This is a genomic window from Tumebacillus flagellatus, from assembly GCF_000714935.1.
GTDB classification, from domain to species: Bacteria; Bacillota; Bacilli; order Tumebacillales; family Tumebacillaceae; genus Tumebacillus; species Tumebacillus flagellatus.
Genome location: NZ_JMIR01000037.1, coordinates 21,875 through 44,691, shown reverse-complemented (window position 1 = coordinate 44,691; position 22,817 = coordinate 21,875). Strand labels below are relative to the sequence as shown.

Below are 22,817 nucleotides of genomic sequence, written 5' to 3'. Positions count from 1 at the left end.
TAAATAGAAAGGGTGAATGGAAGATGGAGAATAAGGAATTTAAGTCTTATCAATTGGCGAAATACTACATTCAAATGACCAATGTGGTGTTAGTTGATGTGAAGGCGATGAAACTTACCAATGGGGAGTTAGATTCGAAGGTAAGGTTTAAAAGCGCATTGTCCTATAAAGTTGAAATCCTTGATGATCGGAAAAGTCACGGATATCTCCGTGTTCACGTAAAACTTTGTGATCAAGAGGACATGGATATGTATGAGTTTGAGACGACTCATCGAGGTGTTTTTGAATCGGAAAATGAAATATCTCGCGAAGACTTGTACGAATTCACCGAGATCCAGGTAGTCCCCCAACTTTTGTCTTACGCCAGAACCACGATCGGTTCTCTTGCAAGCCAGATGCTTTTGCCACCCGTCTTATTACCTACCATGGATATTTTACAATCCATCCATGATTCGAAAGATCGTAATAATGATTTGCTCACGGAGGAATAAAGATGACCAGCAGTATCTCCTTTATTCCACTGGATCGAAAGTATCCCCATTTAGAAGGTTATGCTACCGATATCGCTTGTTTTTTATATCGCAATCGAGAGTTGGTTTCAAGATACTATAATCTGATGAAGGTCAGTGGCAGGTGGACCGTATCAAACGGTAAGCAAAAAGTCCGGGAATGGTGTGAAAGAAACTTTAAACGTGATCGTGGTCAAGACATCGATGAATTCCGGGCGTTACTCATTCGTTTTTTTGATCTTTGTGGAAGTGATGAGGAGGTTGTGAAGCTCCGGGGACTCATTCCAGAAAAGTTGGTCGAATTCATCTTCCGGCACAGGTTCAGGAATTCATCTGAAGTTGTGTTAGAAACCGGGTGTGAAGTGCTTGTCAATGGAAACCCCGTCAGATATTATCTGACCGAACAGGAGAAAAAGAGAACAGTTGACGTAGGGGTTTTGGAGCGCAGCGATCCTATAGCTGAGTTTGTTGAGATCAAATGTCTGCCATTGTCTTTTCAGAACAAGGATATCCAATATCTTCGGATTCTTTCCAGCGTTCTGAAAGGGACCGGTATTCGTTTTGGAATCTTCTTAGTAAGCCTGTCAGATGCGGACTATATTCGGATCTGCTTGGACAGTGAGAAACTATGGGAGGAAACGGACAAGTTCCACTTGTATGGAAATGACAACCTCTACGAACTCATGAATCGCACTGTAACTGCGGCCTAATGGGCCGCTTTTTTCGTATCCCTCCGCTTTTGATTTCGCCTCTGAACTGTGTTACTCTGTAGAATGAACATCTATGGACATGGAAGGGAGGGGTTCGCTGACATGGGTTACATTGCGCTGTATCGGGAATGGCGACCCCAACTTTTTCGAGATATTGTGGGGCAGGAGCATGTGACGCGGACGCTGCAAAACGCGCTGCGTCAGAACCGCTTCGCCCACGCGTACTTATTCAACGGACCGCGCGGCACGGGGAAGACCTCGGCTGCGAAGATTCTGGCAAAGGCGATCAACTGTGAACACGGTCCCGCCGAGGAGCCGTGCAACGAATGCCCCGCTTGCATCGGCATCACCAAGGGCTCGATCATGGACGTGCTGGAAATCGACGCCGCTTCCAACCGCGGCGTCGATGAGATCCGCGACTTGCGCGACAAAGTCAAGTTCGCCCCGACGGAAGTGCGCTACAAGGTCTATATCGTCGACGAAGTGCACATGCTGACGACGGAGGCGTTCAACGCGTTGCTCAAAACGCTGGAAGAGCCGCCCCATCACGTCATGTTCATCCTCGCGACCACCGAACCGCACAAACTTCCGGCGACGATCATCTCGCGCTGCCAGCGCTTCGATTTCCGCCGCATCATGGGGCGTCAAATCGTCGACCGCTTGAACTTCATCGCGCAGGAAAAAGGCGTGCAGGTCGAAGAGGAAGCGCTCTGGCTGATCGCGCGCGCAGCCGAGGGCGGGATGCGCGACGCGCTTTCGATTTTTGACCAAGTCATCTCGTTTGGCGGCGACCAGGTGCGCGCCGAGGACATCATCTCGATGGTCGGCTCGATCTCCTCGGAGATTCTCGCCGACATCGCCCGCGCCGTGGCACAACGCAACCCGCCCGCCGTGCTCGGGCATATCGGGACGCTCGTCGACAACGGCAAAGACGTCGTGCAGTTGATGCACGACTTGGTGACGTACTTCCGCGATCTGCTGATGATGAAGACCGTGCCGCATCTGGAAGAAATCCAAGACCGCGCCAACTACGACCGGCAGTTTGCCGAAGTGGCGGGGCTGTTTGAAACGCAACTGCTCATCCAGATGATCGAGCAGATGACGCAGGTGCAAAACGAACTCAAGTGGCAGTCCCAAGGCCGCCTCTTGTTGGAGATGCTGATGGTGCGCCTGTGCAACATCCAGTCTTTCCAACCGGAAGATCTGCTCAAGCGCATTCAAGAGCTGGAGCAGCGGCTCTCCGGCGGCGCTCCGATGCCGGGCAACTTCGGCGGCGGGATGCAAGCACCCGCGCAAGTGCCGCAGGACATCCTGCGCCGTCTCGCCGAACTGGAACACCGCGTCGCGTCGGGCGGCGGCGCCGTATCACAGGCTCCCGCTCCGGCGAACGCTCGAAACACGGCAAGTGCTCCGTCTCCGGCAGCCGCGCACGTTTCCAGCGCGCCCGCGCCGGCTTCGGCTCCAACGGGAAGGCCCGGCGGACAAACTCCGAGCCCGGTTGCTCCCGCACAGTCCGCACCGGAACCGGCGCGTCCGGCTCCCCAAGCGTCCGCGCCTTCTGCGAACGCCGGATTGGACAAAGTCGCGGGCGCTCCGAACCCGGAAGCGTTGGCGCACGTCCAAAACTATTGGCAGCGCGTGCTGGATGAAGTGAAAAAGCAAAAAATCACCGCCCAAGCCTGGCTCTTGGCGGGCAACCCCGTAGCGGTTTCCAACGGGTTCATCATCGTCGCGTTCAAATCGCCGATTCACAAAGAGACGATCATGAAGCCGATTCATAAAGACATCATCGACGCGGTCTTCACGCAATTGATGAACGGCGCGCCGACACAGCTGTACGCGGTGATGGAGAACGAATGGGAGCGCTTTGCGAAGAACATGCCCGTGCCCGTTCCCACTCCGGAGCCGGGCGGCGGCGATTCCGCTCCGAGCGCAGAGCCGCCGCGAAACGACGCGCCGTCGCCAAGCCCGAGCGTTGCAAGTCCGAGTCCGGCAGCGGCGGCGGCAGACCATCCGTCTGCGCACGAAGCTCCGGCAGAACAACCGGACGCCCCGGCGCAGGATGCTTCCGAGCCTGAGCCTGCTCCGACCGGACCGCGCGCGCAAGACATCGACGACCTCGTCGAAAAAGCCAAGTATCTCTTCGGACCCGAGCATGTAACGGTTCTGGAGTAACATATTCTATCATGAGGTGAATCTCCCATGAAAAACATGCAACAACTGATGAAGCAAGCACAAAAAATGCAAGAACAAATGATGAAAGCCCAGGAAGAACTCGGCAACAAAACCGTGGAAGGCACCGCGGGCGGCGGCGTCGTTTCCATCGTGGTCTCCGGCCACAAGCAAGTCCAATCCGTCACGATCAAGCCGGAAGCGGTTGACCCGGACGATGTGGAAATGCTTCAAGACCTCGTGCTCGCGGCGATCAACGAAGCGATGAAGAAGGTCGACGAGATGACCCAAGCGGAAATGGGCAAGTACACCAAAGGCATGAACATGCCGGGCTTGTTCTAGTAGCGGGAGACCACTCCCGATGCTCTACTACCCGGAAGCGATCTCCAACCTCGTCGACGGCTTCAACCGTCTGCCGGGGATCGGGCCGAAAACCGCCCAACGGCTCGCGTTCCACGTGCTGAGCATGAAGGAAGACGACGTGATGGAACTGGCGAAAGCGCTCGTCAACGCCAAGCGTCACCTTCATCATTGCTCGGTTTGTTGCAACATCACCGATGTTGACCCCTGCCGCCTCTGCAACGACCAATCCCGCCGCCGCGACGTCATCTGCGTCGTGCAAGAGGCGAAGGACGTCGTCGCGATGGAGAAGACCCGCGAATTCAACGGGCTCTACCACGTGCTCCAAGGCGCGATTTCTCCCATCGAAGGCATCGGCCCGGATCAGATCCGCATCGCCGAACTTCTGCGTCGTCTGCAAGACCCGGAGATCGAGGTCAACGAGATCATCATGGCGACCAACCCGAACATCGAAGGGGAGGCGACGGCGATGTACCTCTCGCGTCTCTTGAAACCGGTCGGAATCAAAGTCACCCGCATCGCCGCAGGTCTTCCGGTCGGCGGCGATCTGGAGTATGCCGACGAAGTCACCCTCTCCAAAGCTCTCGAAGGCCGCAGAGAACTTTAATACGTATCTGCTCAAAAAGCCCCTCTCCCGTGGCGTTTCGCGTCGCGGGGGAGGGGCTTTTTTCAGGTGGGGGATGGAACGTCCAAAGGAGCTACATAAAGGATTTGGCGGTATCCATAATATTGAGAAAAAGTTTGGGATTTGGAACCGTGACATCGAGTATTCTAATCTTCTTCAAAAGATCAAAACTACGAACTTTTTGGTTGCCCCCCCGGACGGGAGCTCGAAGAGTTCTACATCTGCACCACCGGCTACCAAGACGCCCACAACGGCTCGCTCGAATACATCCCGCTGGGAACCGGCACCGACCAAAGCCTCCTCGTCGTCGTCCACAACGAAACGGGAGCCGTCTACCTCGAAGACTACGAATTCGGCACCTTCGAACGCATCGCCGACTCCCTCGAAGACCTCATCCGCCAATTCCAGCCATGCATGCAACCCGCTCTCTAAAAAACCGCCCTGCGCCGCACATGCGCAAAGCAGCAAAGCGGCCTTCCCGCCGGTATTCAATCACGTAAGAAAAAGACCCTGTTTTCCAATCAAGGGTCTTTTTTAACTCGACATCCGACCCCTCAGTTGGTACATTAGTCCCAAAGGTTGTAAATTCAAATCGGGACTTTCGCTTCGTGCCCTCAGGAGGTTCAGACATCATGTCCAACCCTAAGTTCATCATAGACATCAACAAAATCGAGCAGTTGACCCCGGAAGAACGCCAGCAGTTGCAAGCTGTCACCGAACAGTTTGCCTTTCGCGTCAACGACTACTACTTGGGACTGATCAACTGGGACGACCCGCACGATCCGATTCGCAAACTCGTCATCCCGAGCACCGACGAGTTGAAAGACTACGGGCAGTGGGACGCGTCCGCCGAAGAGACGAACTATGTCGCGAAGGGCACCCAACACAAGTACAAAACCACCGCGCTCTTGCTCGTTTCGGAAATCTGCGGCGCGTATTGCCGCTACTGCTTCCGCAAGCGGCTGTTCTTGGAAGACGTCCACGAACACACCGTCGACGTCAGCGAGGGCTTGGAATACATCCGCCAACACCCGGAGATCAACAACGTGTTGCTCACCGGAGGCGACCCGCTGGCGCTTTCCACGACCCGCCTCGGCGCGATTTTGCAAAAATTGCGCGAGATTCCGCACGTCAAAGTCATCCGCATCGGCTCAAAGATCCCCGTCTTCAACCCGATGCGCATCTACGAAGACGAGAACTTGCTGGAACTGTTCCGCACCTACTCGTCGCCCGACCAGCGCATCTACGTCGTCACGCACGTCAACCACCCGCGCGAAATCACGCCGCAAGCACGCCTGGGCTTCCAAGCGATGCACGACGCAGGCGTGATCCTCGTCAACCAAACACCGATCCTGCAAGGCATCAACGACGACGCCGACGTGCTCGCCGAACTGCTCGACCAACTGTCGTGGGCGGGCGTGAACCCGTACTACTTCTTCGTCAACCGCCCGGTGATCGGGAATTCGTCGTTCGTCTTGCCCCTGCACAAAATCTACAAGATGGTCGAAGAAGCGAAAAGCAAAACGTCCGGCTTCGGCAAGCGCGTTCGCTTGGTGATGAGCCACACGTCCGGTAAGATCGAAATACTCGCGATCGAAAACGGCACCGCCTACTTGAAATACCACCAAAGCCGCGACAACGACTACGGCAAGATGATGATCCTCCCTTGCCCGGACGACGCGGCGTGGTTTGACGACTTGCCGGGATCGGAACAGCACTGGTCTGCACCCGACAAGGGAGGAAGAGCATGACCACCGTTTTCGTCACCAACGGCATGTTGAGCAAGTCTCTCGCCATCACCCGCTCGCTTGGCAAGCGCGGCCACCGCATCCTCGTCGGGGAAAAAATCCGCTTCCACGCGACCGGGTTTTCCAAATACACCGAGCAGACTTTCCTCTACCCCGATCCCAAAACTGCACCGGACGCGTTCTTCGACTGGCTGCGCGAGACGTTGATTCGGGAAAAAGTCGACGTGCTGTTCCCGATGGACGAAGACACGATGGAAATCGTCGTCCGCCGCCAAGGGGAGTTGCAGGGCATCTGCCGCCTGCCCGTCCCGTCGCTTGAAAGCTATCAGATCGCCTCCGACAAAGGCGAGACGATGAAAGTGGCGATGGCAGCCGGCGTGTCCTGCCCGCAGACGATCCAGCCGCAGTTCGGCGCACAGGTCGACCTCGACGAACTTCGCCAACTGGTACAAGCCCTCGAATTCCCCGTCGTCATCAAGCCGCGCATGAGCTCCGGCTCCCGCGGCGTGCGCTTCATCGAGTCGCTGGAAGAACTGTTGCGGGTCTACCCGGACGTGCATGCCGAGTACCCGAATCCGCTCTTGCAAGAAAGCATTCCGCCCGGCACCAAGTACGACGTCGGCCTCTCCTATGACCGCGAACACCGTTTGACCGGCACGTTTATCCAGAAGCAGATCCGCAACTACCCGATCCAGCGCGGCCCGAGCACGATCCACGAGAGCGTGGAGTTTCCCGAAGTGCTCCAAGAAGCGATCCGGCTGATGGAGCATGTCCCGTGGTTTGGCGTCGTCGACGTGGAATTCATCGTCGACCCGCGCAGCGGCGTGCCGAAATTGCTGGAGATCAACCCGCGCTTCTGGAGCTCCGTCCACCTGTCGATCCGCTGCGGCGTGGACTTTCCGTATCTGTTGCATCAACACGCGCTGGACTTGCCTGTCGAGGAGATGCACACGTACAGAACCGGCGTCCAAGGCCGCGCCCTGCTGCCGGGCGATGTGCTGCACTACCTCAGCAACCCGAACCGCCGCGAGATGAATCCGCCGTTCTGGAGCTTCTCCACGCCGGATGACACCGTGTCCAAGGAAGACCCGTTGCCGACGGTGGGCTTTCTGCTCTCCGCGCTGCGGTTTGCGTGGAACCCGCAGATGTGGAAATTCATCATCCGCCGATAACGAAGCTCTGAAAAAAGCCGCTGCCCCCGCGCAGTGGTTTTTTTTTCGAGAAATAGTTCAAAAGTCACCGATTTGATACGAAATTACTCTCGACAGTTCGCCAAAGGCTTGGTACATTAGTCCCAAACTCCTCGAATACTAGAATAATTCCAAATGGTAAATTCAGCAAAATAACAGTGGCTTTCATACGTTAAGTATAGATAAATTTGGCGAATGCCTCTCGACCGTTTTTCATATACCGCTCGCGGTTGAGATGATACAATAATTGTACTTATGTTTAACAGGGCGAAAGGGGTGAAGGCATGTCTGGGCGAATTCGAATTCTCTTGTCGACCGAGGGAACGTATCCGTACCACCAGGGCGGGGTTTCCACGTGGTGCGAGACGTTGGTGCAGAAAATGGATATGGTCGATTTCGTCGTCTATGCCATCACGGCCAACCCGTTCATCACGCAGAAATTCGGCTTGCCCGCGCACGCCGACATGATCAACGTTCCGCTGTGGGGAACGGAAGAGCCCAAAGAGCACTTGGAGATTCCCTTCTCCGAGATCTACTTGCCCAAAAAAAACACAACCGAACCGCACATCCGCGACGTGTTCCTCCCGCTGTTCGTGGAGTTGATTCATGAAATCCTCACCGAGGTGAAAAGCCCGAAGAAATTCGGCAAACTGCTGGTCTCGCTGTACGACTACTTCCAAGAGTACGACTACAAAGTCTCGTTCAAATCGGAACTGACGTGGGAGACCTACAAGGCGCTGATCTTGGAGCTCGCCAGTCACAAGGAAAACCGGCTCAGCGAACCGGACATCTACGGTCTGGTGCAGACGCTCGGCTGGGTGTACCGCTTCTTGAACATCGTCAACACGCCGGTTCCCGACGTGCATGTGACGCACTCGACAGCGGCGGCGTTCTGCGGCATCCCCTGCATCATCTCCAAGATCAAGTTCGGCACCCCGTTCATGCTCACGGAGCACGGGGTCTATCTCCGCGAACAATACTTGGCGCTCTCCAAGCAGCCGTACTCGTCGTTTATGAACACGTTCCTCATCCGCTTCATCCAATCGCTTGCGACCGCCAATTACGCGTATGCGGACCAAGTTTCGCCGGTGTGTTCCTACAACACCCGCTGGGAAACGCGCTTCGGCGTGCCGGAAAACCGCATCCGCGTCATCTACAACGGCATTGACCCGAACGTGTTCGTGGAGGCGCCGCCCGCGGCGAACGAGGTGGTCACCGTCGTCATGGTCGCCCGCATCGACCCGCTCAAAGACGTGTTGACGTTCTTGCAGGCGGCGGCGCAAGTCAAGCAGAAATTCCCCGACATCCGCTTCGTCGTCTACGGGTCGGTTTCCGTGCCCGCCTACTACGAACAGTGCTTGGAGTTGCACGCGGAGTTGGGGCTGGGTGACAGTTTCGTTTTTGCCGGACATACGAGCAACATGTCGGCGGCGTACTCCAGCGGCGACATCATCGCGCTGACGTCGATTTCCGAAGCGTTTCCGTATTCCGTCATCGAAGCGATGATGACCGGCAAGCCCTGTGTGGCGACCGACGTCGGCGGGGTGACGGAAGCCCTCGGCGACACCGGAATCGTCGTGACGCCGCGCCGCGCCGACGAAGTGGCGGAGGCGATCTTGACGCTGGCGGGCAATCCGGAATTGCGCACGGCGCTCGGCAAGGAAGCCCGCGAGCGGGCGCTGAACTTTTTCACTTTGAACAAGATGATCGACCTGCACTTGAAAAGTTACGTGCGCTTGGCGGTGCGCGCCGAAGAACGCGTGCCGGTCGTCCGCCGTCGCGAAGAGAGCCTCTCGCAGCAGAAGCTGCTGTTTGACCAAGGCATGGCGCTGATGGCGTGCGGGCTGTACAGTGAAGCGGCGCAGCACTTGCGCGACGCCCTGCAAGCCAAGCCCAATTCGCCGATCAGTCCGATGATCTTGACGGAACTCTCCAACGCATACAATCACTTAGGCGACTACGACCAAGCGTTTGTGGAATTGGAAAAAGCGGACGCGCTGATCCGCCTGCTTGAAATCGCATAAACCCTGAGACGTGGAGGAAGCCAGAATGCCCAAAATTACAAAACGTTCTGTCTGGGGCTACACTCCGGACTCGGTGGACCTCATCATCTCGGAGTTGCAGACGGCGCACCGCGAACAGATGGACGCCCTGCAACAGGAACACACGGCGCTGACCGAAGCGAACGACCGCCTGCGCCTGGAGATTCAACACCTGCAAGAAATTCAACAAAACGCCGTCGACGAGCAAGTCATGACGCTGTTCTGGCAAGCGCATCTCGAACAAACCCGCGAAGTGTACCAGATGCTTGAAGAGCTCAAGCTCTCGGAACAAAAACAAATCGAAGTGCTGGAAGTCAGCCAGTTGCACCGCGAATCGGTCGTGCAACAGGCGCTTGAAAAGCTCAAACAGTTGGAGATCAATCTGCAAGTTCAAGTAAAGGAGGGAGAGCATGGAGGACCGTCCGCAACTTAAAAACAGAATGTTCGGCTTGAGTCAACAAAAAGTATCCGGCTACCTGCGTCAACTCAAACACCTGCAAGAACTTGAGCGCACCGAGATGGAGAATCGCCTGCAATTCGCCCGCGAAGAGAACGACCGCCTGCGCCGGGAGCGCGACGAATTGACGCGCCAACAACAGCTTCAAGCCGAGCAGATGTACTTGCGCGAGCTTCTGCTCTCCCGCGCCGACGCCGTGCTGCAGGTGATGCGCCAACACACGCTCTCCGAAGTGGAGGGCCTGCAGCGCCAATTGGAACAAAAACAAGCGGAGCACCAACGCAAAATCGACAGCATCGAAGGGCAGATCGACCATTACAACAACTTGCTCACCAACATGCTGCAAGAGTTCGGTGCGACGATGCACAAATTTACGAACTCGTCGTTTGATCTCCTAGAGGTGCTGGAAGAGTTCACGCCGGAAGCGCCTGAAGTGCCGGAAGCGGCAGAATCCCCGTCCCCGTCACCGTCTGCTCCCGTCACCCCGTCGGCTCCGGAAAGCAAACCGGAGCCGGAAGAGCCCAAGCACGAAAACGTCATCCAGTTCAAAGCCAAGCAACAGCCGGAACCGAAACCCGCCCCCGCCCGTCAAGCGCGGGCGGCGGGAAGTGCGCCGGGCGACGCGCCGCTGGCGTTCTGGGGCAACATCGGATCGTTCGTCTCCGGTCAAGTTGAAGAAGAGGAACCGATCTCAGTCGGAGAGAGCCGCGACTGGATGTATGAAGAGTCCGCTCCCGCTCAAGAAGCTCCGCACCTGAAACCGGAACGCGTCCGCGAGCCGCTCGTCGAAGCGGAATCGGAGTTTGAACCGGAGGAATCCCGCGAATCGAGCGCCGTCTCGGCGGAGATTCTCTCCATTCGCAACCGCTACATCGTCGGCAAGATCTCCGGAGCCGACCTGCAGGACGGCTCCGGCCGCCTGCTCGTCGCCAAGGGAGCGAAGATCACGGAAGAAGTGGCGGCGATCGCGGAGAAAGCCGGCCTGCTGCCCGACCTGATCGTCAACATGAAACTGCCCGACGCCGGAGAGGACCAGTGATGCCGTCCTCGCGTCAAGAACGGGTGCAAGACCTCCTGATCGAAATTCAAAAACGCAACATCTCGCCGCAAGACCGCTATGAAATCGCCGCTCTGATCGAGTCCTTGGGGCTCAACGACCGGCGGGTCAGCGAGCTGTACGGCGTGGAGAGCGTGTTTGAACTCGCCGAAGAGCTGTGGGAGATGATCCAGCAAAACATCGTCTACGCCGGGTTCTCAAAGCCGGAAGAGCGCACGAAGTTGCAGATCACCAAGGAGATCATCACGAGTTTCTTGCGCGGGCTGATCTTCGCGCTGCCGATGGCGATCTCCGTGGAGTCGATGCTGGTCTTGAAGTTCTCGCTCTGGTCGTATGAGTTTCTGTCGGTCGACCTCGCCACCGTGATTGCCATCGGGACGATTTTGAGCTTTCTCGTCGTCGGCGGCTTCACGCAGGCGATTGCGCGGCGGGGATTTTTTTACTTGTTCCAGGGGTACTACAACATGGGGCGGAGGATCACGTTCTACTTCATCCGCATGGGCTACATCGTCACGTTTGCGGTGGGGGTCCTCGCCTACCTGTTCAATTTGCTGTTTAACATCTTTCCGTCGGGGATGTTTTTGCTGCTTGTGCTGTACTTTACCTTCCTGACGTCGATTTGGCTGTCTGTGACGGTCATGTACATCCTGCGCCGGGAGTTGACGTTCTCCGGGTTGATCGCCTTGGGGATTTTGACGGTGTGGTTCCTGTTTCGCGTCGTGCACCTCGACATACTGTTTGCGCAGTTGATCTCGATTCTCCTGGTGGCGCTCGTCGGCATGACGCTGGCGATCGTGTTCTTCAAACAGCAGGAGAAAAAGGAAGACAAGGGCATCGCCCCCAAACTTCCGCGCCTCTCGATCATCGTCTACTCGATCATGCCGTACTTCGCGTACGGATTTCTCTACTTCCTCTTCCTCTACTCCGACCGGATCATGGCGTGGTCGGCGAACGACCAGTTCATGCCGTACTTCATCTGGTTTCGCGGGGAGTATGAACTCGGTCTCGACTTCGCGCTGGTCGTGCTGATGCTGCCGCTTGGCGTCGCCGAAGTGGTCGTCAACCGCATGATGCTGGACCTCGAAGCCAGTCAGAAGGGCTTCTGGGGATTTGAGACCGGGAAGTTGAAACGGCATTTCCTGAGCATCTATCACCGCTGGCTTGGCGTCATGTCGATCACGTCGGTGCTCAGCGGAATCTTGGTGATCCTCGGGATGTACGTTTTGAATGACGTCTATTTTGCGAAATCCGGCAAGTATCTGATCTCGACGCCCCGCACCTACTTTGTGTTCTACACGGCGGTGGTGGCGTATCTGATCTTGGCGGCGGGGTTGATGAACGCCGTCATCCTGTTTGCGATTTCCCAGCCCAAGATGGTGAACAAAGCGATGCTGCCGGCGGCGTTTTTGAACATCGGGCTTTCGTTCTTGCTCTCTCGCTGGGGGGATTATTCGTGGGCGGTGTTCGGCCTGTTGCTCGGTTGCATCCTGTTCACGTTGCTCTCCTACGCTCAGGTTCGCCGCCTGCTTCACAACCTCGATTATTACGTGTACGCGGCTTCCTAAGAAGGGAGGGGAAACGTTGTACGGCACGTTTTGGAACACCGTGTATGTGGCTCTCCATTACGCCTTCGCCGTTCTCGTGCTGTTTGTCTGGATGCCCAAGCGCATGTTTGGGTTGCCGGAGGGACCGGAGCGGGGCATGGCGGCTTTTACGAGGGTTGTTTTTTTCTACATCGTGCTGGCGTACGGATTGGTGCTCACCAAGCTGTTTGAAGTGATGGCGATTTTGGCGGTGATCTTGCTGTACGCGTCCCGCCGCTATCTGCGCAAAACGGCCGCCTCCGCCCGCAACAACCTGTTCACGATGATCGGGTTGACGTTCTACGAGTTGCTCGACTTGGGCATTCGGTGGAAGAAGGCCGCCAAGACCCTCTTGAAAAAAAACACCGCCTCTCTGCGTGCCTCTTTCACGCAGCGAAGCCCGGGAGATTGGCTGTTTGCCGCCTGCTTTGCCGCGGTGTTTCTCTGCGCCGGGTATGTGCGCTTGAAATACGCCGTGCTGGAAGCGGCTCCGTCGATGTCGGACGGGTATGTGACGCTGGCGTGGATGAAATACATCGAACAGCGCGTGCTGTTTCACGACGGCATCTACCCCGAGGGCTTTCACATGATCTTGGCGTACCTGCACAAGTTCGCCGCCGTGGATCAGATCTACATCTTGAATTGGACAGGGCCGCTCGTCGGCGTGATGATCACGTTCAGCGCGTATTGGACGACGGCGCGCTTTACGAACAACCGCTGGGCCGGACTGGTGGCGGCGGTGGCGTACGGCGTCGGCGGCACGTCGTTGCAAGGGGCCGACTGGGAGCGGCAAGCGGCGACGAACTCGCAGGAGTTTGCGCTGATCTTCCTGTTTCCGTCGTTGTACTTTTTTGCGAAGTACATCGCAGAGGGCAAGCGCGACGATTTGCTGACCGGGGGTGCCGGGCTGTCGATTCAGGGCTTCGTGCACACGCTGGTGTTTGCGTACGGCGGGATGTCGCTTGCCGTCGCGATGTTTGTCGGGTTGGTGATGCGGGCGCGGCCCTTCTTGAAACGGCTGTGGCCGATGACGATCACCGGAGTCGTCTCGATCGTCTGTGCCGTCGTGCCGTTCGGGATCGGCAAACTGTTGGGGCGCGAAGTCCACGGTTCGTCGGAAAACTTCCTGTTGGAAAAAACGCAAGTGTCGCCTCCGGACTTGCGGCTGTGGGACGAACTCGCGCTCGCGGGACTTGCCGTGCTCGTGCTCGGCTGGCTCCTGCGCCGCAAACCGTTTCGGGAGAAAATCCCCGATCTCGTCGCGATCCTCTTCATCGCCGCGTCGTTTGTGATGTACGAATGGGCTCCTTCCGTCACGCAGAGCATGGTGTTGGCGAGCCGCGTGAACATCTTCTGGGGGCTGACGATTCCGGTGGCGCTCGGGATGGGAGTTCACTGCCTGTTCCTCTGGGTGAAGTGGAATCCCGTGCGGGCGACGCTGCAAGGGACGGCGGCAGGGGTGCTTTTTTCTTACTGTTTCGTCACCACGCAGTTTGCCGCGATTCACCCGTACAAAATGGAGTGGAACGCGGGCGTCGAGCAATACCTCAAGATCTCAAGCGAGTTCCGTCCGCACACGTGGACGATCGTTTCGCAAAGCGAAGGGTACTCCGAGGTGCTCGGCAACGGCTATCACGTCTATCTCGCGGACTTCCTGAAAAACTACGACCCGTCCCTGCCGCCGATCACGCACGTCGGCTGGACGGAACCCGACCCGAACTTGTCGCCGGACATCTTCGTCTACCACGAGAAGCAGGTGTTTGAAGTCAGCAAGACCAACGGGATCTACACGCTGCTGGAGAAAGGGTACGCCAGCCGCAAAGAGGAGAATCAGGAGTTTGAAGCGTGGCTTGCGAAGTACACGGCGGCGAACGGGAAGCCGGACGTCTACTACGAAGACCAGCACCTGATCATCTACCGCTTCCACAAAGCCGAGACGGAAGAAGAGAAACAACAGAAAGTATGGGGCAAGACCGAGGAGTAAGGGGGAGCCGTTCATGAAAAATGCGCTGACCGTCGATGTGGAAGATTGGTACATGACGTCCGATTTTTCCTTCGACGTTTCGACGTGGAACCAATACGAAGACCGCGTGGTCGGGAACACGATGCGTCTGGTGGAGCTGTTCGCGCACTACAAGGTGCAGGGGACGTTTTTCATCTTGGGGTGTGTGGCAGAACGCCATCCGGACCTGGTCGAAGCGATTGCCCGTCACGGGCATGAGATCGCGTCGCACGGCGGGTGGCACCAGATGATCAACCGGATGAGTCTGGAGGAGTTCCGCGAAGACCTGCGCTACTCCAAGCAGGTGTTGGAGGGGATCACGGGGCAATCCGTGCGGCTGTTCCGCGCGCCGTCGTGGTCGATCACGCCGGACCGCTACGAAGCGCTGAAGATCCTCGCAGAAGAGGGCTTCCACGTGGATTCCAGCCTCCAGCCGTTTCGCACGCCGCTCTCCGGCGTCTCCGGGTCGCCGCACACGCCGTTTCAGCCGGTTCTGCGGGAAGAAACGCTCCCGCTCTTGGAGTTCCCGCCCACCGTATTGAAGAAAGCCGGCTTGACGATCCCGTTCTGCGGCGGGTTTTACTTGCGGACGTTGCCGAGTTGGTTTTTGATCTGGGCGCTTCGGCAAGTGAATCAAGAGCGCAACGGGTTGATCTACGTGCACCCGTGGGAAGTCGACCCGGAGCAGCCGCGTCTGGAGGCGTCGCCGTTGATCAAGTTCGTGCATTACTACGGGTTGAACGGCACGATGCGAAAGCTTGAAAAGCTGTTGCAGACGTTCCGGTTTACGACGCTCGGCGAGATCATCGGGTTGCAAGAGCACGTTCCGCCCGTCTCGCTGGTGCTGCCGAAGGGGCGTCCGGCGTGACGATCCTGCGCACGTGGACGGCACGGGGTGTGGAGTTTGCCAAGACGGACACCGGCGTCGTCGCGCTGATCAACTTGTTGCTTGCGTTTGTGGCGTTTGGGAAAGACCTGTTGCAAGCGGCGGTGTTTGGGACATCGCCGACGGCCGATGCGTTGACCTTGGCGTTTTTTATCCCCGATACGGTGGGGAACAACGTGATCGCGTTTGCGATCGGCGTGACGTGCGTGCCGATGTTCTCCAAGCTGTTGGCGTCGGGAGAGCGCGAGCGGTATCGCCGGATGTTTCGCCAATTGACGCGGGTGTTGGTGAGCGTGTCGGGCGTGATCCTGCTTGGGTTGTATCTGTGGCAAGAGCCCGTGCTGCGCTTGCTCGGCAGCGGGATGGAGCCGGATGCGGCGGGGCTGACGCACGGATTGTTGCGGCTGCTGCTGCCGACGATGCTTTTGTTCCCGCTGTGCACGATCATGAGCGGCGCTCTGCAAGCGCAGGGCGAGTTTCAAAAACCGGCGTTGGGTCCGGTGTTGTTCAACGCGGGCTATCTGCTTGCGCTCGTCGCGGTGTTGATTTGGAGACCGTCGCAAGAGACGGGCGCGTGGTGGACCGCTTTCGGGATCGTCGGCGGCGTTGTGTTGATGGGGGCGATGCTGGCGAGGGCGCTTTGGGGCGGGCGTGAGCGTGAACTTGAGCGTGAGGTCGGCGGGCTTTCAGGTCGAACCGCGACGGGCGGTTTGTCGGAAGCAGGCGACCTCAAGCGCGTCTGGCTCGCTTTCACGCCCTACCTCCTCATCCTCGCGTCCCAGCAGTTCGTCTATCTCTTCGAACGCCACGTCGCTTCCACGATCGGCAGCGGCGTGATCGCCGGGTTGAACTACGCGTTCCGCCTCTCGCAGTTTCCGAACTGGGTGTTCGTCTCCGCGATGACCACCGTTATGCTGCCCGCCCTTGCGCGCGCGGTGGCACAGCGCAACACGCTCGATCTGCGAAAGGTGATGAACCGGGCGTTTCGCTTGACGCTTGGCGTGACGGTGCCGGTGGCGCTGGTGTTGTTTTTTTTCCGCACGCCGATCTTGGCGCTGTTGTTTCAGCACGGCTCGTTTGACGGCGATTCGCTGCGCACGACGGCCGACATCTTGGCGGGGTATTCGCTTGCGATCATCGGCGTGGCGCTCGCCAACGTGGGGCTGCGCTACTGCATGGCGGTCGAGCGCATGAAAGCCCCGCTGGTGACGGGACTGCTCGCGATGGGGGTCAACATCGCGTTTGATTACTGCGGTGCTCCGCGATTCGGAGCGGCGGCGCTGGGGTACGGAGCCGCTGTCGGGGCGTGGGTCAACGCGGGCTTGCTCTTGCTGGTGCTGCGACGCGATCTACAAAAAACTGGGGATAAGGGTGTAGCGCAATGAATGCCTTCTTGATCGTCATTCCGGGGTATAACGAGGAACAAAACATCGCCAAAGTCCTGCAAGGGATTCTGGCACAGAACTTGCCGGCCGACATCCTCGTCGTCGACGACGGGTCGCTGGACAAAACAGCTCAGATCGCTTCTTCCTACCCGGTCACGGTGATCTCGCATCCGTACAACTTGGGCTACGGGGCGGCGCTGCAAACGGGGTACAAGTATGCGACCGCCAAAGGCTATTCCTTCGTCTTGCAATTTGACGGAGACGGTCAGCACGATCCGGTCAACTTGGTCAACTTGATCGCCGAACTGCAAAAAGGCGACGTGGACATCGTGATCGGATCGCGCTATCTTGAAGGAGGAACGTCGTTTCAAACCGGCGCCGCCAAGAAGGTCGGCGTGCGTTTCTTCCGCCGCATGATCCAAGCCACGACCGGCTTTCGGATTTCCGACCCGACGTCCGGCTTGCGCGGCATCGCGGCCGACGTGTTCAACTACTACGCCGTGCGCGACCGCTTTCCGGCGGATTTCCCGGACGCGGACATGCTGATTGAGCAGATCTTCCGCGACTACCGGATTCGCGAGATTCCGGCGCACATGCGGCTGCGGGAAGCGGGCGTTTCGATGCATGCGGGGTTGAAACCGATCCTGTATATGATGAAAGTGTTGCTGGCGATCTCCGTCGTGCTGCTGCACGCCAAACTTGCAAAGCGGGAGGCACGTCATGCATCTTGAACTGAAAATCTTCCTCATCTTCTGCGGCCTCTGCTTTGTGTTCACCGTGGCGAACTTGTTGTTGAAGAAGAAAATCAGCGAGTGGAACGTCATCGCGTGGGGCTTTGGCGCACTCGTCATCCTCTTGATCTCCGCCAACCCGATGTGGGTGGACTGGGCGGCGAAGCGCTTAGGGATCGACTATCCGCCGTCGCTGTTGTTCATGATCTCCACGCTGGTGTTGCTGGTGCTCGTGCTCTATCAATCCATGCAGATCTCCGCGCTGCAATCGAAACTGCGGCAGATCGCCCAGCATGTGTCGTTGCAGCAGTATTTGAACCAGCCGAATCAAGAGACACCGGCGCAGCAGATGATCGTCGAAGCGGCGGCTGCTTCGGAAGCGGAACCGGAGCCGGAAGGGGAAAGCCGACCGGAATCCAACTCCTAGAACTTCAGGAAAGGAGGGAGCATCGTGCTGTCTCGAATGAATGACCTCTTGGCCGCCTATGCAGGCGCAGGGATTGCGGTGTTGGGCGTGCTCTTGGTGCTCTCCTTTCTCGTCCTTCTCTTGCAGAGCCGGGCGCGCCGCGTGCAAGCGAACCGGCTGGAGCAGGCGACGCGCCTGTTGAAAAACATCAAGCCCTCCGCCGGAGTGGAAAACAACCTGAACATCATCCTCGAAATCTACAGCGGCATCGTGGACTCGCACGGCTATGCGTTCTACCTGCGCGACGACAGCCAGCAGAAGTACCTGCTGAAGTCCGTCCGCCACCTCCACGATGTCAAAGGGCGCAAAGTCGCCCCCACGTACAACCGCCTCGCCCCTGATAAAAAAGAAACCTACCAGCCCCCGATCTCGCTCAGTGTCGAAGGAATCGGCAAGGAGATGGACGTGGTGCAGGAAGGCCGCGTGCCGCTGCTCTCGATTCCGATTGCGGGCGGGAAGGGCTTGATCCGCATCGGGCCGATCGAGTCGATCTCCGGGTCTGTCCGCAAGCGCTTGGAGTTCGTCAACGAGCTTCTGCCGCAAGTGGTGGACGTGTTGGTGGAGACCGACCGGATGAAGATTCAGACGGACATCGTGGTGACTTCGGAGACCGCGTTGCGCTCCGTCTCGTCGATGGCGCTGAACGCCGACGCCGTGATGAAGAAAACGCTGGAGATGTTCGCCACCTCGATGGGGATCTCCGACGCGTTTATTTCCTTTCAGGCCAAGGGCGGCTTCCATGTGCCGGTGCTGTTCGGCTGGACGGCAAGTCAAGAGAACGCGATCTACCAAGACCGCGAAGTCGGCGCGCAGCTGTGGCGGGCGATTGCCCAGCGCGAGGACGTGGTGATTCGCCCAAACAACGCGCAGTATCCGAAGCTCTCGAACCTCTTGAACGTGCGGGGGCAGGAGTTGCTGTTGATCGGGAAGTTCACCGACAGCATCCGCACCGGCTTGTTGGTCTGCCGCGTGGATTTGGCGGGGGAGACAGAGTTGTCGGAAGAGCAGTATGCGACGTCGATGCGGGCGCTGACGAAAGCGTTGAGCCGGCTGTTGCGGATTCAGAACATGATCAAGCCGATGACGAACAACTACATCGACTTGATGAAGTTGCTCTCGAAGACGATCGACGATTTGAACCCGTACACGGTCGGCTATTCGGAGTTGATGAGCCGCTACTCGATCATCATCGCGCAGGAGCTTGGGTTGCCGCAGCGCGAGATTCAAGACATTGCGCTGGCGGCGTATCTCTCGAACATCGGCGTGCTCGGGTTGTCGGAGGAACTCTACCTCAAGGAAGGCAAGTTCTCCGAGATCGAGTTTGAAAAAATGAAACTGCACGCCGAGGTCGGAGCGGAGATCATCGAGATGCTGCTGGGCAACCAAGCGGTGGCGTCGTACGTGCGCTATCACCATGAGCGGATGGACGGACACGGGTATCCGGAAGGGTTGCGCGGTTCGGAGATCCCGATGGGCGCGAAGATCATCGCGGTGGTGCAGACGTTCCTCGCGAAGATCAACGGGCGGAAATACCGCACGCCGCTGCCGTTTGACAAAGCGCTGGAGCTGCTCAAGAACGCGGCGGGCTCGCAACTGGACCCGCAGGCGGTCGACGCGCTGGTGCGCTGGTACCAGAAAAAGCGCAGCGCCGTGAAGACCACCGGCCAGGCGCTCGGCCCCTGCTGGGAGATGACCTGCTCGACGGCGGAAGTGTGCGCGAACTGCCCGGCGTACGGCCAAGTGCACCTCAACTGCTGGGAAATGGACACCAACAACTGCAAAGCCCACGGCAAATCCTGCGAGTCCTGCTTCGTCTACACCGAAGCCATGGCACGGCGCAACGCCTTGGGCGGGAAAGTTGTATAAGAAAGCCTTCTCCCTGCGATCAGGGAGAAGGCTTTTTCAAATAATCCGTCTCGCGCGTCAGGTGCGTGAACCCAAGCCCGCGCGAAGTCTCCTCATGCACGGGGTCGCCGCTCGCCGTCACCGTGAACACCCGCACTCCATCCACCATTCGAACCCGCGTCTGCACCCATTCATGCTCGCACAGCTCTCCGCGCCAGTCTTCCCAGAGGACGCCGAACAGGGCGTTTTTAACAGAGGGGAGGGTGTCGAAACCGCGGTTTTGGAGCAGCCGCACCCCCGGAGCCAGCGTGTGCAACCGCTGCAGGAAGTCCCGGTACGCCCGAAACATCTCTTCCCGCTCGGCCTCCTCTTCCACATACTCCTCCAAATCCCCCACCGTATCCAAGAAAACGCCGTCCATCCCCCTGACGAGAATCTCCTCCAACACCTCCTGCAACAAGATCCCCTGGTACCCCACATCCCTTATATCCATCAGATACGACCCCCACTCCGGAAAAAAACGCAACTTCCGCATCCCTTCCGTCAAGACATACCGCACCTCATTCCACATCGGGGTTTCCAACACGCTCAAATACCCGAACACCAGCGTCCCCGCCGCCTGCAACGCCCGCACCTGCTCACTCGTCACGTGGCGCGGTTCGAGGATCACCAAATCATACCCGGCGAGAAACGACGTCTCCTCCACCGGCCCGTAATAGATCTGAAAGTTTCTCATACTTGAAGATTTCGGGATGTCTGTTGTTCTAACCTCCCCACGGCCTGACTATACTTCTACTACCTGCGAACCGTAGAGAGAAGAGAAGGGGGAAATCCCGTGGAGAAGCAAGACAAACAACGCCTTGCGCGCATCGGCCGCCTGCAACGCGTCACCAACTGGTTGCGCGGACGCGGCCCGCTGGAGGAAGAGCCCTCCGATTTTGAAAAACTGCGCCAAGAAATCGAAGCCGCCCGCAAGGAATGGGCGATCGCCCAACAACACATCGACCACGTCTGCGAACCCGAACTGATCGACCACGCCATCTACTACCTTGAAGCTGCCGAACGCAAATACGGCTACCTGCTGCGCGAGGCGAAAAAACGCTACAAAGCGCAAGAACTTCCGTCCCCGGAACCGTCCCTCTAAAAGGGGCGGTTCTTCGCATCTGTAAACGCTTACAGAAGAGGTGTTGTAATGTCAATATTAATGTAAATCACAATCGGTTTCCTCATTTGATAAAAGGTAAACGTTCATAAATACCAGTTCCGTCGGTAATTTCATTAGGTTTTTCACAAATTGGAAACAAAAAAAGATGCATATTTGCGCCGACTTCTGCTATACTAAGAAGTAACCAACCAAAGTTTAACATTTTGGATGGCCTCCCAGGGCATTGGCGAACGTCGTCAATCGCTCCATTGAGACGGTGACCCGCGATTGCGAGTCACCGCTTTTTTTTGGCTTTCGTACAAATGGTAAGGAGGGCACACTCCCTTGAAGATCAAAGTGCTGATTGCCGATGACAACTCCTTCATTCGGGAAGGCATGAAAATCATCCTGACCTCCGGACGTTCTTGCGGTTGCTGACGTCCCCGATTCACCCGTGGTCGTTCGTAGTTTCGAATGTGATCGTCAGCGTGATCGTGATGTCGTTGCAGATTGTGGTGACGCTGTTCTGTATGAAAAAAGTGTTCGGGATCGAATCGGGGGTTCCGGCGTACGTCCTGTTCCCGGTGTTGCTTCTGTTCGGGTTGGCGGGGATCGGGCTTGGCGGGCTGTATCTGAACTTGGTGATCCTCGTGGGCTTTGCTCTTGCCTTCGGGTTGGTGGCGACGTATCGGTTCAGCCGGAATAACGACACGAGGATGTTTGTGTAGGTTGTTTTTTTCCTCCCCTATCATTTCGTTGTGCGCTCGCGCATAGAGTAGAGAAGAGGACAAGGGGAAGGGAATGAGGCAAACATGACAGCTTGGCAAGTAATCGGGCTGATGATCGGTGCAGTTGTTGTACTTTACCTTCTGGCCCAGTTCGTCCGCGAACCGGGGGCCGCGCTGATGAATCTCGTGCGCGGTCTGATCGTCGGCCTCGTGGCGCTCGTGCTGGTCAACTTGGTCGGAGGGTCGTTCGGGTTTCACATCGGCCTGAACCCCGCCACCGCGTTGACGGCAGGTCTGCTGGGACTGCCGGGTGTCGCCGCGCTGGTCGTCATTCATCTCTGGCTGATCTGACCCGTCAAGAAAGCTCGTCACAAAAAAGCCTGTGTTCCGCGTTGCGGCGGCCACAGGCTTTTTACATAAGGTTTGAGGGTCAGGCTTTCCAGGAAATCAGGAAGACGCCGATCAAGATCACCGCGCCGCCGATCCAGCGCGTCGCGGGGATGCTCTCGCCGAACACCAACCACGCGGAGAAGATCCCGATCACGTACGCGAAGCTTTGCAGCGGATACGCCACCGAGAGCTTCATGTTGTTGAGGATCACAAACCAGAGGCCGGTCGCGATCACGTACATGAACCCGCCGATGTAGACGCCGGGCGACGTGAGGAGGTTTGCGATCGTCAGTCCTCCCGTCATGTTCGAGAGCGCGTGTTTCCAGACGATCTGGCCGCCGGAGAGCAACAGGATGTTGCCGAGCAGGAGCAGGTAGAGGACGAGCTTGCTCATGACGATATCTCCTCTCCGGCGTGCGCCTGCGCGTGCACTTGCAAGGTTTGCTCGCGTTCGCGGTTTTGGTAGATCGCCAGCTCCTGCGTGAGTTTGACCACGCGGTCGGAGAGCTTGGAGATGACGACGGTGAGGTGCAAGAGATACGCAAAGCAGAACAACAGCGCAATTAAGAACAACAGCGACGGCGCGTAATAGACTTCCAGCCACCCCGCCAATTGGTTCAGCCAGTCGGATTTCACCGACACGACGACGATGACGACGCCAAGCACAATCCACATGATCGAGTACTGTTCGCGCAGCTTGCGACGGCGCACCAGCGAGAGCACGAACAGGACGAACAACAGCGAAAACAAGATCGACAGCAGATAGATCACAGGGGTGTTGAACACG

General features: G+C 57.6%; 25 protein-coding genes and 1 pseudogene. 21 read left to right on the top strand and 5 right to left on the bottom strand.

The window, feature by feature from the left end; all coding sequences use genetic code 11:
* Positions 1-23: 23 nt before the first annotated feature.
* The 5 genes from EL26_RS19585 (at position 24) to recR (ending at position 4,358) form a co-directional block, all read left to right on the top strand.
* On the top strand, positions 24-491 hold the full coding sequence (locus EL26_RS19585; RefSeq protein WP_038093063.1) for a protein-export chaperone SecB: 468 nt from the start codon (positions 24-26) through the stop codon (positions 489-491).
* Between the two features lie 2 nt (positions 492-493).
* Positions 494-1,219: a hypothetical protein gene (locus EL26_RS19580; protein WP_038093060.1), complete on the top strand. Its 726-nt coding sequence runs from the start codon at positions 494-496 to the stop codon at positions 1,217-1,219.
* A gap of 102 nt (positions 1,220-1,321) precedes the next feature.
* Positions 1,322-3,394: a DNA polymerase III subunit gamma/tau gene (gene dnaX / locus EL26_RS19575; protein WP_052036606.1), complete on the top strand. Its 2,073-nt coding sequence runs from the start codon at positions 1,322-1,324 to the stop codon at positions 3,392-3,394.
* Positions 3,395-3,421: 27 nt separating this feature from the next.
* On the top strand, positions 3,422-3,733 hold the full coding sequence (locus EL26_RS19570; RefSeq protein WP_038093057.1) for a YbaB/EbfC family nucleoid-associated protein: 312 nt from the start codon (positions 3,422-3,424) through the stop codon (positions 3,731-3,733).
* Positions 3,734-3,752: 19 nt separating this feature from the next.
* Positions 3,753-4,358 carry a recombination mediator RecR gene (recR, locus tag EL26_RS19565; protein WP_038093054.1) on the top strand — a complete coding sequence of 202 codons (606 nt, stop codon included), beginning with the start codon at positions 3,753-3,755 and terminating at the stop codon, positions 4,356-4,358.
* Between the two features lie 174 nt (positions 4,359-4,532).
* On the opposite strand, the gene EL26_RS26290 is transcribed toward recR, so the two are convergent.
* Positions 4,533-4,796: a hypothetical protein gene (locus EL26_RS26290; protein WP_238546155.1), complete on the bottom strand. Its 264-nt coding sequence runs from the start codon at positions 4,794-4,796 to the stop codon at positions 4,533-4,535.
* Between the two features lie 212 nt (positions 4,797-5,008).
* Between EL26_RS26290 and EL26_RS19555 the strand changes: the two genes are divergently transcribed.
* The 12 genes from EL26_RS19555 to EL26_RS19500 all read left to right on the top strand — a co-directional run bounded on the left by EL26_RS19555 (position 5,009) and on the right by EL26_RS19500 (position 19,789).
* Positions 5,009-6,127, top strand: a complete 1,119-nt coding sequence (locus EL26_RS19555) for a KamA family radical SAM protein (RefSeq protein ID WP_038093049.1) — start codon at positions 5,009-5,011, stop codon at positions 6,125-6,127.
* A complete protein-coding gene (locus EL26_RS19550) occupies positions 6,124-7,296 on the top strand; it encodes a carboxylate--amine ligase (protein ID WP_038093046.1) in 1,173 nt (390 codons plus the stop codon). The genes EL26_RS19555 and EL26_RS19550 overlap by 4 nt, the downstream gene beginning before the upstream one ends.
* A gap of 302 nt (positions 7,297-7,598) precedes the next feature.
* Complete coding sequence (pelF, locus tag EL26_RS19545) at positions 7,599-9,338, top strand: GT4 family glycosyltransferase PelF (RefSeq protein ID WP_052036605.1); 1,740 nt, start codon at positions 7,599-7,601, stop codon at positions 9,336-9,338.
* Positions 9,339-9,363: 25 nt separating this feature from the next.
* On the top strand, positions 9,364-9,789 hold the full coding sequence (locus tag EL26_RS19540) for a hypothetical protein (RefSeq protein WP_038093044.1): 426 nt from the start codon (positions 9,364-9,366) through the stop codon (positions 9,787-9,789).
* Positions 9,767-10,852: a hypothetical protein gene (locus EL26_RS19535; RefSeq protein ID WP_038093042.1), complete on the top strand. Its 1,086-nt coding sequence runs from the start codon at positions 9,767-9,769 to the stop codon at positions 10,850-10,852. The genes EL26_RS19540 and EL26_RS19535 overlap by 23 nt, the downstream gene beginning before the upstream one ends.
* Positions 10,852-12,435, top strand: a complete 1,584-nt coding sequence (locus EL26_RS19530; protein WP_038093039.1) for a hypothetical protein — start codon at positions 10,852-10,854, stop codon at positions 12,433-12,435. The genes EL26_RS19535 and EL26_RS19530 overlap by 1 nt, the downstream gene beginning before the upstream one ends.
* A gap of 16 nt (positions 12,436-12,451) precedes the next feature.
* Positions 12,452-14,437, top strand: a complete 1,986-nt coding sequence (locus EL26_RS19525; protein ID WP_038093036.1) for a hypothetical protein — start codon at positions 12,452-12,454, stop codon at positions 14,435-14,437.
* Between the two features lie 13 nt (positions 14,438-14,450).
* Positions 14,451-15,323, top strand: coding sequence for a polysaccharide deacetylase family protein (locus EL26_RS19520; RefSeq protein ID WP_038093033.1), 873 nt, complete (start codon positions 14,451-14,453; stop codon positions 15,321-15,323).
* Positions 15,320-16,726 (top strand): murein biosynthesis integral membrane protein MurJ, encoded by a 1,407-nt coding sequence (gene murJ, locus EL26_RS19515; protein WP_038093030.1) that lies wholly within the window; start codon positions 15,320-15,322, stop codon positions 16,724-16,726. Before EL26_RS19520 ends, murJ begins: the two co-directional genes overlap by 4 nt.
* Complete coding sequence (locus EL26_RS19510) at positions 16,723-17,457, top strand: glycosyltransferase family 2 protein (protein WP_038093027.1); 735 nt, start codon at positions 16,723-16,725, stop codon at positions 17,455-17,457. Before murJ ends, EL26_RS19510 begins: the two co-directional genes overlap by 4 nt.
* Positions 17,447-17,884, top strand: a complete 438-nt coding sequence (locus EL26_RS19505; RefSeq protein WP_038093024.1) for a DUF2304 domain-containing protein — start codon at positions 17,447-17,449, stop codon at positions 17,882-17,884. The genes EL26_RS19510 and EL26_RS19505 overlap by 11 nt, the downstream gene beginning before the upstream one ends.
* Positions 17,885-17,908: 24 nt before the next feature.
* Positions 17,909-19,789, top strand: a complete 1,881-nt coding sequence (locus EL26_RS19500) for an HD-GYP domain-containing protein (RefSeq protein ID WP_152559334.1) — start codon at positions 17,909-17,911, stop codon at positions 19,787-19,789.
* 19 nt (positions 19,790-19,808) lie between these two features.
* On the opposite strand, the gene EL26_RS19495 is transcribed toward EL26_RS19500, so the two are convergent.
* On the bottom strand, positions 19,809-20,504 hold the full coding sequence (locus EL26_RS19495; RefSeq protein ID WP_052036604.1) for an endo alpha-1,4 polygalactosaminidase: 696 nt from the start codon (positions 20,502-20,504) through the stop codon (positions 19,809-19,811).
* A gap of 99 nt (positions 20,505-20,603) precedes the next feature.
* Between EL26_RS19495 and EL26_RS19490 the strand changes: the two genes are divergently transcribed.
* A complete protein-coding gene (locus EL26_RS19490) occupies positions 20,604-20,912 on the top strand; it encodes a YaaL family protein (RefSeq protein ID WP_202962870.1) in 309 nt (102 codons plus the stop codon).
* Between the two features lie 82 nt (positions 20,913-20,994).
* On the opposite strand, the gene EL26_RS25600 is transcribed toward EL26_RS19490, so the two are convergent.
* Positions 20,995-21,135: a hypothetical protein gene (locus EL26_RS25600; RefSeq protein WP_161780760.1), complete on the bottom strand. Its 141-nt coding sequence runs from the start codon at positions 21,133-21,135 to the stop codon at positions 20,995-20,997.
* 122 nt (positions 21,136-21,257) lie between these two features.
* Here EL26_RS25600 and EL26_RS25080 point away from each other — a divergent pair.
* The 3 genes and pseudogenes from EL26_RS25080 to EL26_RS19480 form a co-directional block, all read left to right on the top strand.
* Positions 21,258-21,329 (top strand): annotated as a pseudogene (locus tag EL26_RS25080) (DNA-binding response regulator); the annotation flags it as partial.
* A 14-nt stretch (positions 21,330-21,343) separates the two neighbouring features.
* On the top strand, positions 21,344-21,640 hold the full coding sequence (locus EL26_RS19485) for a hypothetical protein (RefSeq protein ID WP_161780759.1): 297 nt from the start codon (positions 21,344-21,346) through the stop codon (positions 21,638-21,640).
* 84 nt (positions 21,641-21,724) lie between these two features.
* Positions 21,725-21,991, top strand: a complete 267-nt coding sequence (locus EL26_RS19480) for a pro-sigmaK processing inhibitor BofA family protein (protein ID WP_038093016.1) — start codon at positions 21,725-21,727, stop codon at positions 21,989-21,991.
* Positions 21,992-22,070: 79 nt separating this feature from the next.
* Here EL26_RS19480 and EL26_RS19475 read toward each other — a convergent pair whose 3' ends face one another.
* Together EL26_RS19475 and EL26_RS19470 are read right to left on the bottom strand one after the other, a co-directional pair.
* A complete protein-coding gene (locus EL26_RS19475) occupies positions 22,071-22,424 on the bottom strand; it encodes an EamA family transporter (RefSeq protein ID WP_038093014.1) in 354 nt (117 codons plus the stop codon).
* The gene (locus EL26_RS19470) at positions 22,421-22,816 is read right to left on the bottom strand and encodes a DUF2304 domain-containing protein (protein WP_038093011.1); all 396 of its coding nucleotides are present in this window, start codon (positions 22,814-22,816) and stop codon (positions 22,421-22,423) included. The genes EL26_RS19475 and EL26_RS19470 overlap by 4 nt, the downstream gene beginning before the upstream one ends.
* Position 22,817: the final 1 nt, after the last annotated feature.